Source organism: Brevibacterium moorei (assembly GCF_024580735.1).
GTDB lineage: Bacteria > Actinomycetota > Actinomycetes > Actinomycetales > Brevibacteriaceae > Brevibacterium > Brevibacterium moorei.
This window is the reverse complement of record NZ_JANIJX010000006.1, coordinates 29,290-43,913: the sequence shown is the minus strand read 5'-3', so window position 1 is coordinate 43,913 and position 14,624 is coordinate 29,290. Positions and strand designations below refer to the sequence as shown.

Sequence of the window (14,624 nt, the reverse complement as noted above, 5' to 3'; positions counted from 1 at the left end):
ACGCCGTAGAATGGTCTGGGTGAGCACTGATACAGCAGACACCATCACCATCCCCTCCGACCTCCTGCCGGCCGATGGACGCTTCGGCTCCGGACCGGCCAGGATCCGTCAATCCCAGGTCGACGCCCTGAGCGCCGCGGGACGCACCGTGCTGGGCACCTCCCACCGGCAGAAGCCGGTGAAGGACCTGGTCGCCCGCATCCGTGCCGGCGTCTCCGAACTCTTCTCCCTGCCCGCCGGCTACGAGGTCGTCCTGGGCAACGGCGGGTCCACCGTGTTCTGGGATGTCGCGACCTTCGGCCTGGTCCGCCGGAAGGCCGTACACGCCCAGTTCGGTGAGTTCGGCTCGAAGTTCGCCAAGGCCACCCGGACCGCGCCCTGGCTCGATGAGTCGGTCATCGTCGATGCCGCACCCGGGACCTCGGCCGTGCCGACTGCGGTCGACGGTGCCGACGTCTACGCCTGGCCCCACAACGAGACCTCCACCGGTGTGGCCACGGACATCGTGCGCCCCGCGGGGATAGCCGAGGACGCCCTCGTCGTGATCGATGCGACCTCGGCGGCCGGCGGCCTACCCGTGGACATCTCCCAGACCGATGTCTACTACTTCGCCCCGCAGAAGAACATGGGCTCCGACGGCGGCCTGTGGGTTGCCATCATGAGCCCGCGCGCTCTTGAGAGGGCCAGGGAGATCAAGGACTCCGGCCGCTACATCCCCGGTTCCCTCGACCTGGTCACCGCGATCGACAACTCCGCGAAGGACCAGACCTACAACACCCCGGCCGTGGCGACCCTGTTGCTGCTGGCCGAACAGCTCGAATGGATCAACGGCAACGGCGGGCTGGGCTGGGCCACCGCGCGCACCGCGGAATCCTCCAGCATGATCTACGACTGGGCCCGGACCAATGCCCACGCCCAGGCCTTCGTGACCGAGCCGGCCGACCGTTCGGCGGTCGTCGCCACCGTCGACTTCGACGACACCGTCGATGCCAAGGCCCTCGCAGCGGCTCTGCGCGCCAATGGGATCGTCGACGTCGAGCCCTACCGCAAGCTGGGTCGCAACCAGCTGCGCATCGCCACCTTCGTTTCAGTCGAACCGGCGGACGTCAAAGCACTGCTGGCCTGCATCGACTACGTGCTCGAGCGCCTCTGAGCGAAGTGTAGGCCCCCGACACACGAGGCCGCCCCTCCCGTAACGGGAGGGGCGGCCTCGTCCGATTGCGCCCGGTGGCGGGCCCGGACGCCCGCCTGGAACCCGGCGACACGGGTACTAAAGGAAGTACACCAGCGCCCCGACGGCGAACGCCCCTGCGGCCACCACGGCACATCCGAACTCGATGATGATGCCGATGCCCAGCGCTTTGAGCACCACAAGGGTCGCCTGCCAGGCCGGGCCCCAGTCGCGCAACCGCAGATACTCCATCAGCAGCAGGCCCGCGACGAAGCCCAGGGGCAGCCCAACGACGGGGACGACGAAGAATCCCACGATCCCCAGCAGGCCGGCCACCAGCTGTGACCTACCGGGTATCCCCCGGTCCTTGAGCCGGCGCCCGGTGAGCACCCAGGACGAGGTCATCCCGGCCACCGCGCACACCCCGGCCACCGCGGTGGCGGCCCAGCTGCCGGGGCTGTTCAGGACGAATCCCCACACCAGGGTCGACACCAGGATGAGGATGCTGCCGGGCAGGACCGGCACGATGATGCCCAGACAGCCGACCAGGATGCACACGGCGACGATGAGTGTGGTGATGAGCTCCGGCGTCATTGATGCCCGTCATAGGTGAAGTGGATGATCCGCCGCGGATGGACCCGCGCTCTGTGCACGCGCATGTTCTTCGCGAAGACCATCCAGGTCACGCCGATCAGGATGCCGATGACTCCCGAGATCCCCCCGACCAGCACCGCGGCCCGTGGCCCCAGCCAGTCGGCGATGAAGCCGGCGAACGGCGCGCCGATCGGGGCCCCTCCCATCACGACCGCCATGTAGATTGCCATTACACGGCCGCGCACCGCGCCCGGTGTGGTGGTCTGGACGTAGGCGTTCGCCGCGGTCGACATCGTGATCGAGGCGAAGCCCACGAAGATCAGCGTCACGGCGAATGCGGAATAGGTGGGCATCAGCGCGGCACTGACGGTGGCCAGGCCGAATCCGCCTGCCGCTGCGAAGATGAAGCGCAGTCTGGGACGTTCCCGTTTGGCAGCCGTCAGGGCTCCGGCCAGCGAACCGATCGCCATCACCGAGTTCAGCAGTCCGAACCCACTGGCATCGTGGTGGAACTCCAGCTTGGCCATCGTGGAGGTGAAGATGTTGAAGTTGTATCCGAAGGTCGACACGACGAACAACACACTGAGGACGACCACGATGTCGGGCCGGGTGCGCAGATACGAAAATCCGCCGGTGATCGACTTGAGCCCCTGCCCCTTGGGCCGGCGGGCCGCCGGATGCAGCTTCGAGGTGTCCAGGGTAACCAGCACCAGGATGGTCGCGGCGAAGCCCAGCCCGGCGATCAGGAAGATGGGACCCGCGCCGATCAGCGCGGTGAGCACACCGGCGATACCGGGTCCCACCATGCGCGCCCCGTTGAACGACGCCGAGTTCAGCGACACCGCATTGGGCACCAGCTTCTCGCCGACCAGTTCGGAGACGAAGGACTGGCGCGCCGGCGAATCGACCGTGGAAACCAGCCCCAGGGCCAGTGCCAGAACGTAGACGTGCCACAGCTGGATGACCCCGGAGAGCATCAGCCCGAACAGGATGAAGCCGTTGATCCCCATCAGCGCCTGGGTGATGATAAGCAGTTTGCGCTTGTCGAAGCGGTCGACGATCGACCCGGCGAAGGGGAACATGATGAGCTGCGGCCCCAGCTGCAGGGCCATCCCCACACCCAGGGCCGTCGCATCGTTATCGGTCAGTTCGGTCAGGACGATCCAGTCCTGTGCCGTGCGTTGCATCCAGGTGCCGGTATTGGACACCAGGGCGCCGGAGAACCAATTGCGGTAGTTGCGCTCGTGGAGAGACTGGAACATCGAACTCAAGGTGTAGCGCTCTCCTTCCGGACCCGCAGCGCCGGTACGCCGCCGAACCGCTGCGTCGTATCAGACTGTTGTGTCCTCGGGTCGGGCATGACCGCCGTCCGAACCGGCCGGGATCATCTCGAACACCTCGGCCCGGTCGTCGACGACCGGTTCGGCTTGTTCAACAGGTCGTTCCTTCGGCGCGGTTTCCGAATGCGCTCCGCAGCCGGCGGCCAGGGCGACCACCCGGCCGTCGAAGGGCGACCACTCGTTGGCGCACACACCGAACTGGGTGCGCACCGCCCCCGCCATCGGCAGCAGATAGCCGCAGCTGCCGCAGTGTGCCGTGGAGTTGCGGGCGAATTCGCCGTCCGCACCCGATTCCGCCCCGGCCCAGCGCGCCGCCGCGTTCGAAATGCCCTCGTTCGACAGCACCCGCTCGCGGCCCAGACCGAACTCGAAGTTCGCGATCTGGTCGACGTTGTCCCCGCTCGTATTGTCCTCGTCCTGCCGCACCGGCACCTGCTGATAGCCCGGCTGCAGGTTCGGATCGGTGTCGAGCTTGGGCAACACGTCCTTGGGCGCCATATCGCCTGGGCGCACACGTTCGCGCCAGGGCACCCAGTCCGGCGCCAGCAGGGCGCCGTCACCGGGCAGCAGTGCGGTCTCGCAGACCGTGACCTTCTTCGAACGAGGGGCCCTGGCCAGTACCGCGATCCAGTGCCAGCCCCGATATGCGGGGTCGGTGCAGGCGAAGGTGTGGGTGACCAGGCGCGGCGATTCCTCCACGCACCCCAGGTGTTCCCCGATGTGGGCGGCGCCCGCGACCTCGACGATCGCCTCGCGCGCCACGTCGACGGCCGCGGCCAGCACCTTGTCCGGTGCCGTTGTACGGCGCCGCGGTGTCTTGACCGGGGCAGGGGCTCCGGCGCGCAGCGAGGTCTGCCATTCGGCGAATAACCCGCTCATCAACCCTCCAAATCGTCGGCGATGTGCCGCAGGACCTCTGCGACCTTCTTGGAATGCCCCACTTCGGGGAAGCGTCCCAGGTGAAGGCCGGCGGAAGTGTCCTCCAGCAATCTAATCACATCATCGATCATCGCGGCGGTCTTCTCGGGATCCCGCCGCACCCGGCGGGTGGGTTCGACGACCCGCGCTTTGAGCACCTGTTTGCCCTTGCGCCCGTCGACGACGTCGAAGTCCAGGCGGGTGCCCGGCTGGACTTCTGCGCCGGCCGGCAGCGCGGAGGCGTGTAGGAACACGCGTTCGCCGTCATCGGTGGTGACGAAACCAAAACCCTTGTCGGCGTTGAAGAATTTGACTCGACCGGTGGGCATGACTTCCTTTCCTCGTAGTGGTGGGGTACCGGCGCTGCGCGCCCGCCCCTGTGTGCTCCGCACCGCGCGCGACCACCCGCGCGAACGCGTGATCCGCCGATGAGCGGAGGAGAATGAGTTGATGGAGGGACCTGTGAAATATGGAGACTCCGACGGCGCTCCCCGCTGTGGGCCGCTGGACGGTCCCCGGTTCAGGCCCGACGGGCCCGGATCAGCCGGAGGAACTCCACCATCAACAGGATGAACGCGATCGGCAGCGTGATCATTCCGATCCAGGTCAGCGTCCGCGACGGTGTGGCCCCGGCCAGCGCCATGATGAGGACGACCACGATCGACAGGCCGCCGATCACGGCCAGCACCACGCCGATGCCCAGCATCACCGCGTCCACCCGTGTCGATTCAGTCTTGTCCACCGTCGCCCCTTCTGGCAGCATCGTCCCAACGCAGACGAGTCTACCGGTTGAACCCGGTGTCCGCCGCCGCGGGTACGAGCGTACCTGCCATCTCACATCCCGCATCCGGCCGGGCGGCACTAAAATGTCACGAGTGCCCTCGCTCCAATCGTTCAATGCCTGGCTGGCCCACTGCCCCGAACCCCGACTCCGCGCGATCCTGAACACGCGACGCGATCTGCTGCGCCGCGATGCCGCGAACACGCAGCGGATCGCCGGCGCCGCCGGAACCCGTGCCGGGGTTGCCAGGGGGCTGGAGTCCTTGGACACCGGAGCCCTCCAGTTGGCCTGCGCGCTGGCCGCGCGCTCCCGGGTGACGCCCGACGTCTCCTTCGACGAACTGCCCGCCGGGCTCGATCCGCGGGCCTTCGACACATTGGCCGATACCGCGTTGATCTGGCCCGCCGGGGCGGAATCCCAGGACTCGGCCGAGCCGGCCTCCATGCGCTGGCGCATCCAGTCGGAGGCGGTCTCCCTGCTGCCCACGAGCGCACGGGACCAGTCCAATCCCCCGGCCTGGCTGCACGCCGAACCACCCAGGGCTCCCGTCATGGCGCCGGTCTCCCAGGCGATTGCCCGCAACGCGCAGGCCGGTGCCGCAGCCCAGGTGGTGGGCGATATCGTGGCGCTGGTCCGCGAGGTCGCAGCCCGCCCGGCCTCCCAACTGGTCAAGGGCGGGATCGGCAAACGCGACCTCATGTCCTACGCCTCGCGCACCGGCGCGGGGGCCCACCGCAGCGTGCTCCTGTTGGAACTGGCCGGCCGGCTGGGCCTGCTGGGCGTCGGCGGACCCGATGCCGACCCCGTGTGGTTGCCGACGAACGTGTTCGAGTCCTTCGCAGCCGGCGACCGGGCAGCCGCCTACGCCCGGGTGGTCGAGGCGTGGCTGGCCCTGCCCGTCGAGGTGGGCCAGGTGGTAGCCGGGCGCGATGGCACCGGTGCAGTGGTCCACGCGCTATCGTCGCTGGGGCACAGCCCCACCTCGCCCTTCTCCGGTTTCCCGATCTCGCAGCCGGTGATGCCACTGACCCGGTACCTGCTGCTGACGGATTTGGACGCCCTGGGCGCGCGCGGCGGCTTCGCGGCCGCTGCGGCTGCGATCGTCGAGGATTTCACGTGGCACCATCCACTGCTGCCCAGCGCCGACGAACCGGTCCTGACCGAGATCCTGGCCGAGGCCGAGTACCTGGGCCTGGTCACCACTCCCCTGGCCCGACCGGACTCCTTCGGGCTGACCCCGGTGGGAGTGCGGCTGGCCGCGCACCTGGCCGGTGCGATGCCGCGCTCGGGCAACCCGCTGCCCTTCGACCTCGAGCGGCTCACGGTGCCGCAGGGCTGGACCGACCTGGTCGCCGGCCTCCTGCCGCCCCTCGAGCGCACCGTCGTCCTGCAGTCCGACCTGACCGCAGTCGCCACAGGGCCCCTGGAACCCACCGTGGCGACCGCACTGGAGCGGGTGGCCGATGTCGAGACCCGCGGACAGGGCACCGTGTTCAGGTTCACCGAGGCCAGCCTGCGGCGGGGGCTGGAGGACGGGCTGAGCGCCGCGGACGTGCTCGCCCTCATCGCAGGGGCCGCGGATGGCCCGTTGGTCCCGACCCTGGAGTTCCTGATCGAGGAGACCGCCGCACGGATGCACCGGGTGCGCCTGGCTCCGGCTCGTTCGGTCATCGTCGTCGACGATCCGGACGACCTGACGCAGATCGTCAACGAGCCGATCCTGTTGACCGCCGGCATCGAACAGCTCACCTCGACGGTGGCCACCGCCAGGGTCAGTCAGGAACGACTGGCCGAGCTGCTGGCCGCCGCCGACATCCACACCCTGGGCGCGCAGAGCGAACACACAACGACGCTGCCCGCACCGATCACCGCGGTCGCGCCGATCAAGCGCCGCAGCCTGCGCGTGGGCGACCGAGAGCTCAGCGACTTCGAGGCCGCCCTGCTGACCGAGCGGGCGACCGGCACCCCGGGGACTCCGGCAGCACCGGTGACGGTGGCCGATCGACTGCGCGAGGTCTCGGCGACCGGCGCCGAGGTCGTCCTCGAGACCGTCTCGCACACCGGCGAGGTCTCCCAGCTGCGCCTGTACCCCACCGCGGTGACTGCCGGACGGGTGCGCGGCCTGCGGGTCCGCGGGCACCGCGGAGCGGCACCGGCACCGCTGCGGGCGGGCGCCGCGGGCCTCTCCGAGGTCTCACTGCCCCTGGCCCGAATCCGCTCGGTGCGCCCGGCCGGCGAGCCCGGGGGCACAACACCGAATCCGTCTGCGAAGGGAACCGAGAAGTGAACGGCCCGCTCATCGTCCAGTCCGACCGCACACTGCTGTTGGAGGCCGGCCACCGGCTGGCCACGGAGGCTGCGATCTCGATCGCGCCCTTCGCGCAGCTGACGAAGACCCCGGAGCACGTGCACACCTACGAGATCACCCAGCTGGGCCTGTGGAATGCGCGGGCCTCGGGCCATGACGCCGAGTCCGTCATCGACACCCTGCTGCGCTATGCGAAGTACCCGGTGCCGCACGAACTCCTCCTGGAGATCGTCACGACGATGGAGCGCTTCGGCGTGCTGGTGCTCATCCAGTCGCCCGTGCACGGCCTGACCCTGACCAGCACCGACCCGGCACTGCTGGGACGCCTGGTGGACCATCCCGATATGCAGGGCGTACTGGGCAAACGGATCGACGAGGGCGCCGCGACGGTGTTCCCCTCGGAACGCGGCGAACTCAAGCACCGGCTGCTCAAGCTGGGGCATCCGGTGGCCGACCGCGCCGGCTACGTCGACGGTGAGGCCCACAGCATCGGGCTGTCCGATGACGCCCACTCCGGCGACTGGCACCTGCGCGATTACCAGGAGCGGGCCGTCACCTCCTTCCTGGCCGGGGAGTCCGGTGTCGTGGTGCTGCCCTGTGGAGCCGGCAAGACGATCGTGGGGGCCGCGACCATGGCCCGGGTCAATACGACCACCCTGATCCTCGTGACGAATTCGGTTTCCGCCAAGCAGTGGAAGGCCGAACTGTTGCGGCGCACCAGCCTGAGCGAGGACGAGATCGGCGAATACTCCGGCGCGGTCAAGGAGATCCGTCCGGTCACGATCGCCACCTACCAGGTGCTCACGACCCGGCGGGGCGGCTCCTATCTGCATTTGGAACTGCTCGACGCGCGCGACTGGGGCCTGGTCATCTACGACGAGGTCCACCTGCTGCCGGCGCCGGTCTTCCGGCTCACGGCCAGCCTGCAGGCGCGCCGTCGACTGGGCCTGACCGCCACCCTGGTGCGCGAGGACGGTCGCGAGGACGAGGTCTTCAGCCTGATCGGACCCAAACAGTTCGAGGCCCCGTGGAAGGAGATCGAGGCGGCGGGCTTCATCGCCACCGCCTCCTGCCACGAGGTGCGGGTCCGGCTGCCGCGGGACATGCGCGCGACCTATGCCAGGGCCGACGGCGAGGACCGCTACCGGCTGGCGGCGACCTCGGAGTCGAAGATCGAAGCGGTCACCTCCCTGGTCAAGCGCCACGCCGGCAGTCAGATCCTGGTCATCGGGCAGTATCTGGACCAGCTGGAGGAGCTGGGGCGGGCACTGGACGCCCCGGTGCTCACCGGGCGGACCCCGGAGGGCGAACGCGAGCGGCTGTACGCCGATTTCAGGTCGGGCGAGCTGACCGTCCTGGTGGTCAGCAAGGTGGCGAACTTCTCCGTGGACCTGCCGAGCGCCTCGGTCGCCATCCAGGTGTCCGGATCCTTCGGGTCCCGGCAGGAGGAGGCCCAGCGACTCGGCCGGATCCTGCGCCCCAAAGCCGACCGCTCGGCGGCGACCTTCTACACGGTGGTCACCTCGGACACCGTGGACGAGCACTTCGCCGAACACCGCCGCCGGTTCTTGACCGAACAGGGCTATCTCTACACGATCGACAATCTGCGCTGACTCCGGCCGGTCCGCGGGCCCGGCCGCTGTGGCCGGTCCGCGGGTCTGCTCAGCGGTGGGCAGGGTGCTCGGCGGGGGCACGGACCGCGGCCGGCGCCTCGACATCGCCGAGGTCGACGATGCGCGCCCGGCGGGCCTGCCGGTTCTCGCCGACCTTGATGAACACGACCCCGGCCAGGATCAGCACTCCCCCGAGGCCCTGGATGGCGTGCGGCAGTTCACGCAGCAGCCACCAGGAGGCCAGCACGGAGATCGGGACCTCGAGGAGGTTGATGAAGGCGCCCAGGCTCGCGCCGACGTAGCGCAGGCCCCACACGCCGAAGGCGTAGGCACCCACCGTCAGCCCGACGATCGCCGCCATCGCCAGCCACCAGGGAACTGCATAACCCGCCGCGTGCACGGGCGCCGTCGTGTAGTCCACGTCGATCACCCTGCTCAGGCACACCACCAGGACCAGCAGAGCACCGGTGAACATGCCCAGGCCCAGCAGCGGAATCGGCGGGATCGGATTATCGGATTTGGCCGAGACCATGAAGAAGCTGGCCAGGCAGCAGGCCGCGCCAAGGGCGAACAGCACACCGACCAGGTTCAGATCGGCGCCGCGCGGGTCGAGCACCACCAGCAGGCCGGCCACCGCACAGACCATGCCGACCAGGGTCGGCACCGCCGGCCGCACCCCTGTGCGAATCCACAGCCAGAACACGATGAGCAGGGGCGCCGTCATCTCCAACAGCAGTGCGATGGACACCTGCATGCGTTCGACGGCCAGGAAGAACAGCAGTTGAACCCCGGCCATCGAGATGACCCCGTAGGACACGACGTCCTTCCAGTAACGGCCCAGCAGGTGCCAGCGGGAGTGCATGGCCACCAGGGTGGGGACCGCCAGCACCGCGGCACAGCCTGCCAACCGCAGGAACACCACGGGGCCGGGCGTCCATCCCGTGGCGTACATGGCCTTGGCGATCGGCCCGGCCAAGGCGAAGCACAGGTTCGACAACAGGGTCAGGACCACGCCAGTGGCGAAGCCGTGTTTCATGGAGTGCGGGCCTTTTCACGAGGAGGATGGACGCGGTGTCGTACCGGCGCCGGAGGGGTCACCTCCATTGAAGTCCCGCCGCCGTGGCACGGGCAATCCCCGGGGCGGGGAATCCCCCGCGGTGTGAGTAACCTCTCGCCTCCGGCGCGCCCGTATATCACGCGGTTCCCGCATTGCCGCCGTACGCCGCCCGTTGCTACCGTCGATTGTCATGAGACATTCGAAACTGACAACGGTATCGGCACTGCTGGCCTCGGCCACCCTCCTGCTCAGCGCATGCGGGGGCACCGACGACAAGCCCGCCGAGCAGGCGGCCTCGCAGGCTCCCGCGGGCGCGGCCTCGCAGCAGGCCGGCGACCAGGGCGGCGCCACGGCCGAGGGCGAGAAGTACCAGGGCTCCGAATACAGCTTCAACGTGCCCAAGGGCTGGAAGAAGGCCAAGAACGCGAATGCGGATATCGCCTTCGCCGACTCGAAGAAGACCGACGGCTTCGCGTCGAACCTCAACATCAACTCCACCGGCGGAATGTCCAAGCTGACCGCCGACGACGTCGAGTCCCAGGCCCCCGGCCAGCTGCAGGCCGGCGGCGGCAAGGACGTCAAGGTCGGCGAGCGCGCCACCGTGGCAGGTGAGCAGGTCGCCCACATCTCCGCGAATATGGATGTCTCCGGAATCGAGTACGCCGCCGATCAGTTCTACCTGGTCCACGGCGACAAGGCCCATATCCTCACGATCTCCACCCCCACCGGCTTCTCCGCCGAGCAACGCGCGGAACTGTCCGAGTCGATTCTGAACACCTGGGCCTGGAAGTAGGCCACGGCCGGTGACCGCGGCGGGACCGGCGCTCGCCGCGGAAACACCGCCCGGATAATATGATTTAGATCACAATCACATTCAGGGGACTTCCAGACTAAGGGAGCACCATGGAGGCATGAGCACCTCAACAGACCCCCAGGTACCCGAGGCGACCCTGCTGGTCGTCGACGACGAACCCAATATCCGCGAACTCCTGTCCACCAGCCTGCGCTTCGCAGGATTCGAAGTCGAATCCGCCGCCAACGGCGCCGAGGCCCTGCGGCTGGCCGAAACCACCGAACCGGACCTGTTGGTCCTCGACGTGATGCTGCCCGATATGGACGGCTTCACCGTCACCCGCCGCCTGCGCCAGGCCGGCCGCCACATCCCCGTGGTCTTCCTGACCGCCCGTGACGACACCTCCGATAAGATCACCGGCCTGACCGTCGGCGGCGACGACTACGTCACCAAGCCCTTCAGCCTCGAGGAAGTCGTCGCCCGCATCCGCGCGGTGCTGCGCCGAACCCATTCGATCGAGGAAGAGGAGTCGGCCGTCATCACGGTGGGCGAACTGGAACTCGACGACGACACGCACGAGGTCCGCCGGGCGGGGATCCTCATCGACCTCTCCCCCACCGAATTCAAGCTCCTGCGCTACCTCATGCTCAACGCCAACCGGGTGCTGTCGAAGTCGCAGATCCTCGACCACGTATGGGAATACGACTTCGGCGGTGACACCGGCATCGTCGAATCGTACATCTCCTATCTGCGCCGCAAGGTCGACACCGCACCGGCCACCGATGAGGCGGGCAATCCGCTCGACCTGACGTGGACGCCGATGATCCAGACCAAACGCGGCGTGGGTTACATGCTGCGCACCACCGACAAGTAACGAAGAGCGGGGCCCATCATCTCTTCTCCGGTCAGACAGACACGCGGCCGCAGATCCGTCGTGTGGGAGGACTGGTCGCTCACGGCCAAGCTCCTGACGATCATGATGGCGCTGCTGCTGTTGGTGCTCACTGGCACCAGCGCATGGGTTCTGGAGAACCTGCGCGGCAGCCTCATCAGTCGCACGGACGACCGCCTGCAGTCAGCCGCCCAGGCTCTGGCCCAGCAGGCGGCCAACGAGGTCTTCGCCAATCCCCCGTTGGCCGCCGCGGATTCGCAGAACGGGGTCACGGCCGACTCGCTGCGCAAGCTGCTGCCGGCGAACTACTATGTGCAGTTCTACGATGCACGGGGGCAGCGGGCATTCAAACCGGTCGGCCCGGACAGCGACAATGTGCCCAGCCTGCCGGCCGTCGACGACAAGACCGTCGAGTCGCAGGGCGGGCGTCCCTTCACCGTCAACGGCAGCAGGGGGCAGTGGCGCGTTGTGGCCCTGGGGGTGAACAAAACCGATTTCAACGTGGCGGTGGCGATCCCCTTCGACCGTGACGTCGACCAGATCACCACCTATGCACGCAACTCCAGTCTGGGCATAGGCCTGTTGGCCATGGCGATCGTGGCCGGGGTGGGGTACTTCGCCATCACCAACACGTTCAGGCCACTCAAGGACATCGAGACCACCGCCGGTCGGATCGCCGCAGGAGACCTCACCCAGCGCGTCACGGAGTATCCACCCGGTACGGAGCTGGGCCGACTGTCCAAATCGCTGAACACGATGCTGGGCCAGATCGAGACCTCATTCGACGGCAGAACCCAGTCCGAGAAGAAGATGCGCCAGTTCGTCTCCGACGCCTCACACGAACTGCGAACCCCGCTGGTGACCATCCGCGGCTATGCCGAACTGTACCGACAGGGTGCACTGCGCACGGACGAACAGGTCGGAATGGCCATGGAGCGCATCGAATCCGAGGCCAAGCGGATGGGCGTACTGGTCGAGGACCTGGTCGCACTGGCCAGGCTGGACGAACACCGGCCGCAGGAGACCGGCCCCGTCGACGTGGGTCGGATCATGCAGGACGCCGCAGCGGACGCCGTGGCCCAGGCGCCGGACCGCGATATCAGCTTCATCGGCCTCGACGGCGGTGATGCCCAGCCGATCCCGCCGGTGCTCGGCGATGAGGCCAAACTGCGGCAGGTCATCGTCAATCTGGCCGCCAACGCCGTCCGGCACACCCCCGGCGGAACCGCCATCGAATTCGCCATCGGCACCCTCGATCCCACGGACCGGGGGCCGGCGGGTGGATCCGGGCCGCGCCCAGGGTCCGCCGGACCCCAGGGCGGGGCCGGCGCGCCCGCCGTCCAGGCTCCGCCCCGGCCCACCGCCAAGCCGAAGGCCCCCAAGCAGGGCTCGAAGAACACCGCCATTTTGGGCAAGTGGGGCTCTCGGCAGAATACGGGCAAGCAGGGCACCGGCGATCAGCGACCGGCCGGAGGAGCCGCCCAGGCCGCACAGATCCCAGCCGGCTGGGCCCGGCTGGAGATCCGCGACCATGGCGAGGGAATCAGCCGGGAGGACGCCAAGAAGATCTTCGAGCGCTTCTACCGGGTGGACGCCTCACGCACCCGTGACACCGGAGGGTCGGGATTGGGCCTGTCGATCGTCAAGGCGATCGTGGAGAACCACCGGGGCCGGATCTCGGTGCTCGACACCCCGGGCGGCGGCGCCACCTTCCGCGTCGACCTGCCGGTGGGCGGCGGACACGACACCATGAGAAAGGACGAGGCATGAGCCAGCAATACTTCGGAGGCGACGGCCAGGACTGGCAGGGCGGATACGCCTACGGCTCCCAGCCCTACGGCGGGCAGCCGCCCGCACAGGTGCCACCGCCCCCCTCGTCGCCGCCGAGCATGCCGCCGACGTCCCCGCGCAAGCCGCGCCGTGGGCCGGGCTGGGGCGCGGTCCTGGGAATCGCCGCGGCCGCAGCGGTGTTGGGCGCCGTGGTCGGCGGAGCCGGTGCAGTGGGCATCGACAAGCTCACCACCGACAACACGGCCGAGAGCCAGTCGGCAACCGTGGAGACACCCAACTGGACGAAGATCTCCCAGGACGCCTCCAAATCCGTCGTCGCCATCCAGGTCGGCAAGAACGGCCAGCTCTCCGGGCTGGGCTCCGGCTTCGTCTACAAGGACGGCGGCCACGTCATCACCAACAACCACGTCGTCGCAGACGCGGCCGGCCCCGGTGGCGAAGTCCAGGTCGTCTTCACCAATGGGGACACGGTCGGAGCCAAGATCGTGGGCCGCGATCCATTGACCGATATCGCCGTGCTCGCCATCGCCGACAAGCCCAAAGACATCGCGCCCTTGAATGTCGGGGATTCCGGTTCCCTCAAGGTCGGCCAACCGGTGATGGCGCTGGGCAACCCGCTGGGTCTGGCCGACACCGTGACCACCGGCATCGTCTCAGCGCTCAACCGCCCGGTGGCCACGAGCCAGAACGACGACCCGCAGTCCCGGTCGCAGGATTCGGAGACCACCATCTCCAACGCCATCCAGACCGATGCCGCAATCAACCCGGGCAACTCCGGCGGGCCCCTGGTCGACGGAGCGGGCAGAGTGGTGGGGGTGAATTCCGCGGCGGCCTCGCTGAACGCCGGGGCGGGATCGTCCGGACAGAGCGGTTCGATCGGCATCGGCTTCGCCGTGCCGATCAACCAGGCGACCAGTATCGCCGATCAGCTCATCTCCACGGGTTCTGCCAAACATCCCTTCCTGGGCGTGACCATCGTCAACGGAACGGTCAAACAGGGCGGGATCGGCAGAGGTGCCGCCAATGTCGAATCGGTCCAGGGGGGCTCTCCCGCGGCCAAGGCCGGGCTGCGCAAGGGCGACTCGATCATCGCGGCCGACGGCACCCCGGTGAACTCGAACGTCTCCCTGCAGGCCCTGGTGCGCGCGCACGGCACCGACCGGCCGATGGAGCTGACGGTGATCCGCGGCGACTCCACCCGGCAGGTGTCCGTGAAGCTGGCGATGCAGTAGGCACACCGGCCACGGATCACAGCCGGCCCGCAGCCGCCCCGACCGCCGAGCCGCAGACTGTGGATGCCGGCACAACCGTGCAGCGGCCCGCCTGTGGACAGGCAGATCTTGTCCACAGGCGGGCCGCTGTGTCT

The 14,624-nt window shown here is 68.4% G+C and carries 13 protein-coding genes; 7 read left to right on the top strand and 6 right to left on the bottom strand.

Features of this window, described 5'->3' with window-relative positions; all coding sequences use genetic code 11:
• Window positions 1-10: 10 nt before the first annotated feature.
• Entirely contained in the window at window positions 11-1,153 is a 1,143-nt protein-coding gene (serC, locus tag NQ034_RS05890) for a phosphoserine transaminase (protein WP_373456775.1), read from the top strand.
• A gap of 117 nt (window positions 1,154-1,270) precedes the next feature.
• Here the strand turns inward: serC and NQ034_RS05885 are convergent, their stop codons facing one another.
• From NQ034_RS05885 to NQ034_RS16385, 5 genes are all read right to left on the bottom strand, one after another.
• On the bottom strand, window positions 1,271-1,765 hold the full coding sequence (locus tag NQ034_RS05885; RefSeq protein ID WP_257047612.1) for a DUF456 domain-containing protein: 495 nt from the start codon (window positions 1,763-1,765) through the stop codon (window positions 1,271-1,273).
• The gene (locus tag NQ034_RS05880) at window positions 1,762-3,027 is read right to left on the bottom strand and encodes an MFS transporter (RefSeq protein WP_257047774.1); all 1,266 of its coding nucleotides are present in this window, start codon (window positions 3,025-3,027) and stop codon (window positions 1,762-1,764) included. Before NQ034_RS05880 ends, NQ034_RS05885 begins: the two co-directional genes overlap by 4 nt.
• Window positions 3,028-3,096: 69 nt before the next feature.
• Entirely contained in the window at window positions 3,097-3,984 is an 888-nt protein-coding gene (locus tag NQ034_RS05875; RefSeq protein WP_257047611.1) for a DUF3027 domain-containing protein, read from the bottom strand.
• Window positions 3,984-4,352 carry a cold-shock protein gene (locus NQ034_RS05870; RefSeq protein ID WP_257047610.1) on the bottom strand — a complete coding sequence of 123 codons (369 nt, stop codon included), beginning with the start codon at window positions 4,350-4,352 and terminating at the stop codon, window positions 3,984-3,986. Before NQ034_RS05870 ends, NQ034_RS05875 begins: the two co-directional genes overlap by 1 nt.
• A gap of 191 nt (window positions 4,353-4,543) precedes the next feature.
• Complete coding sequence (locus NQ034_RS16385) at window positions 4,544-4,765, bottom strand: hypothetical protein (RefSeq protein ID WP_257047609.1); 222 nt, start codon at window positions 4,763-4,765, stop codon at window positions 4,544-4,546.
• A gap of 133 nt (window positions 4,766-4,898) precedes the next feature.
• Between NQ034_RS16385 and NQ034_RS05860 the strand changes: the two genes are divergently transcribed.
• Together NQ034_RS05860 and NQ034_RS05855 are read left to right on the top strand one after the other, a co-directional pair.
• Complete coding sequence (locus NQ034_RS05860; protein ID WP_257047608.1) at window positions 4,899-7,091, top strand: helicase-associated domain-containing protein; 2,193 nt, start codon at window positions 4,899-4,901, stop codon at window positions 7,089-7,091.
• Window positions 7,088-8,725 (top strand): DNA repair helicase XPB, encoded by a 1,638-nt coding sequence (locus NQ034_RS05855; protein WP_257047607.1) that lies wholly within the window; start codon window positions 7,088-7,090, stop codon window positions 8,723-8,725. Before NQ034_RS05860 ends, NQ034_RS05855 begins: the two co-directional genes overlap by 4 nt.
• A gap of 49 nt (window positions 8,726-8,774) precedes the next feature.
• On the opposite strand, the gene NQ034_RS05850 is transcribed toward NQ034_RS05855, so the two are convergent.
• A complete protein-coding gene (locus NQ034_RS05850; RefSeq protein WP_257047605.1) occupies window positions 8,775-9,761 on the bottom strand; it encodes an EamA family transporter in 987 nt (328 codons plus the stop codon).
• A 211-nt stretch (window positions 9,762-9,972) separates the two neighbouring features.
• Between NQ034_RS05850 and NQ034_RS05845 the strand changes: the two genes are divergently transcribed.
• The 4 genes from NQ034_RS05845 to NQ034_RS05830 all read left to right on the top strand — a co-directional run bounded on the left by NQ034_RS05845 (window position 9,973) and on the right by NQ034_RS05830 (window position 14,490).
• On the top strand, window positions 9,973-10,575 hold the full coding sequence (locus NQ034_RS05845) for a hypothetical protein (protein ID WP_257047604.1): 603 nt from the start codon (window positions 9,973-9,975) through the stop codon (window positions 10,573-10,575).
• A gap of 118 nt (window positions 10,576-10,693) precedes the next feature.
• Window positions 10,694-11,449 (top strand): response regulator transcription factor, encoded by a 756-nt coding sequence (locus tag NQ034_RS05840; RefSeq protein ID WP_257047603.1) that lies wholly within the window; start codon window positions 10,694-10,696, stop codon window positions 11,447-11,449.
• Window positions 11,450-11,554: 105 nt separating this feature from the next.
• Complete coding sequence (locus NQ034_RS05835; RefSeq protein ID WP_257047773.1) at window positions 11,555-13,237, top strand: sensor histidine kinase; 1,683 nt, start codon at window positions 11,555-11,557, stop codon at window positions 13,235-13,237.
• Complete coding sequence (locus tag NQ034_RS05830; protein ID WP_257047602.1) at window positions 13,234-14,490, top strand: S1C family serine protease; 1,257 nt, start codon at window positions 13,234-13,236, stop codon at window positions 14,488-14,490. The genes NQ034_RS05835 and NQ034_RS05830 overlap by 4 nt, the downstream gene beginning before the upstream one ends.
• The last annotated feature ends 134 nt before the right edge of the window (window positions 14,491-14,624 follow it).

Coding starts and splice junctions, on each gene's coding strand:
- serC (WP_373456775.1), top strand. CDS start 11: ATGGTCTGGGTGAGCACTGATACAGCAGACACCATCACCATCCCCTCC.
- NQ034_RS05885 (WP_257047612.1), bottom strand. CDS start 1,765: ATGACGCCGGAGCTCATCACCACACTCATCGTCGCCGTGTGCATCCTG.
- NQ034_RS05880 (WP_257047774.1), bottom strand. CDS start 3,027: ATGTTCCAGTCTCTCCACGAGCGCAACTACCGCAATTGGTTCTCCGGC.
- NQ034_RS05875 (WP_257047611.1), bottom strand. CDS start 3,984: ATGAGCGGGTTATTCGCCGAATGGCAGACCTCGCTGCGCGCCGGAGCC.
- NQ034_RS05870 (WP_257047610.1), bottom strand. CDS start 4,352: ATGCCCACCGGTCGAGTCAAATTCTTCAACGCCGACAAGGGTTTTGGT.
- NQ034_RS05850 (WP_257047605.1), bottom strand. CDS start 9,761: ATGAAACACGGCTTCGCCACTGGCGTGGTCCTGACCCTGTTGTCGAAC.
- NQ034_RS05845 (WP_257047604.1), top strand. CDS start 9,973: ATGAGACATTCGAAACTGACAACGGTATCGGCACTGCTGGCCTCGGCC.
- NQ034_RS05840 (WP_257047603.1), top strand. CDS start 10,694: ATGAGCACCTCAACAGACCCCCAGGTACCCGAGGCGACCCTGCTGGTC.
- NQ034_RS05835 (WP_257047773.1), top strand. CDS start 11,555: ATGGCGCTGCTGCTGTTGGTGCTCACTGGCACCAGCGCATGGGTTCTG.
- NQ034_RS05830 (WP_257047602.1), top strand. CDS start 13,234: ATGAGCCAGCAATACTTCGGAGGCGACGGCCAGGACTGGCAGGGCGGA.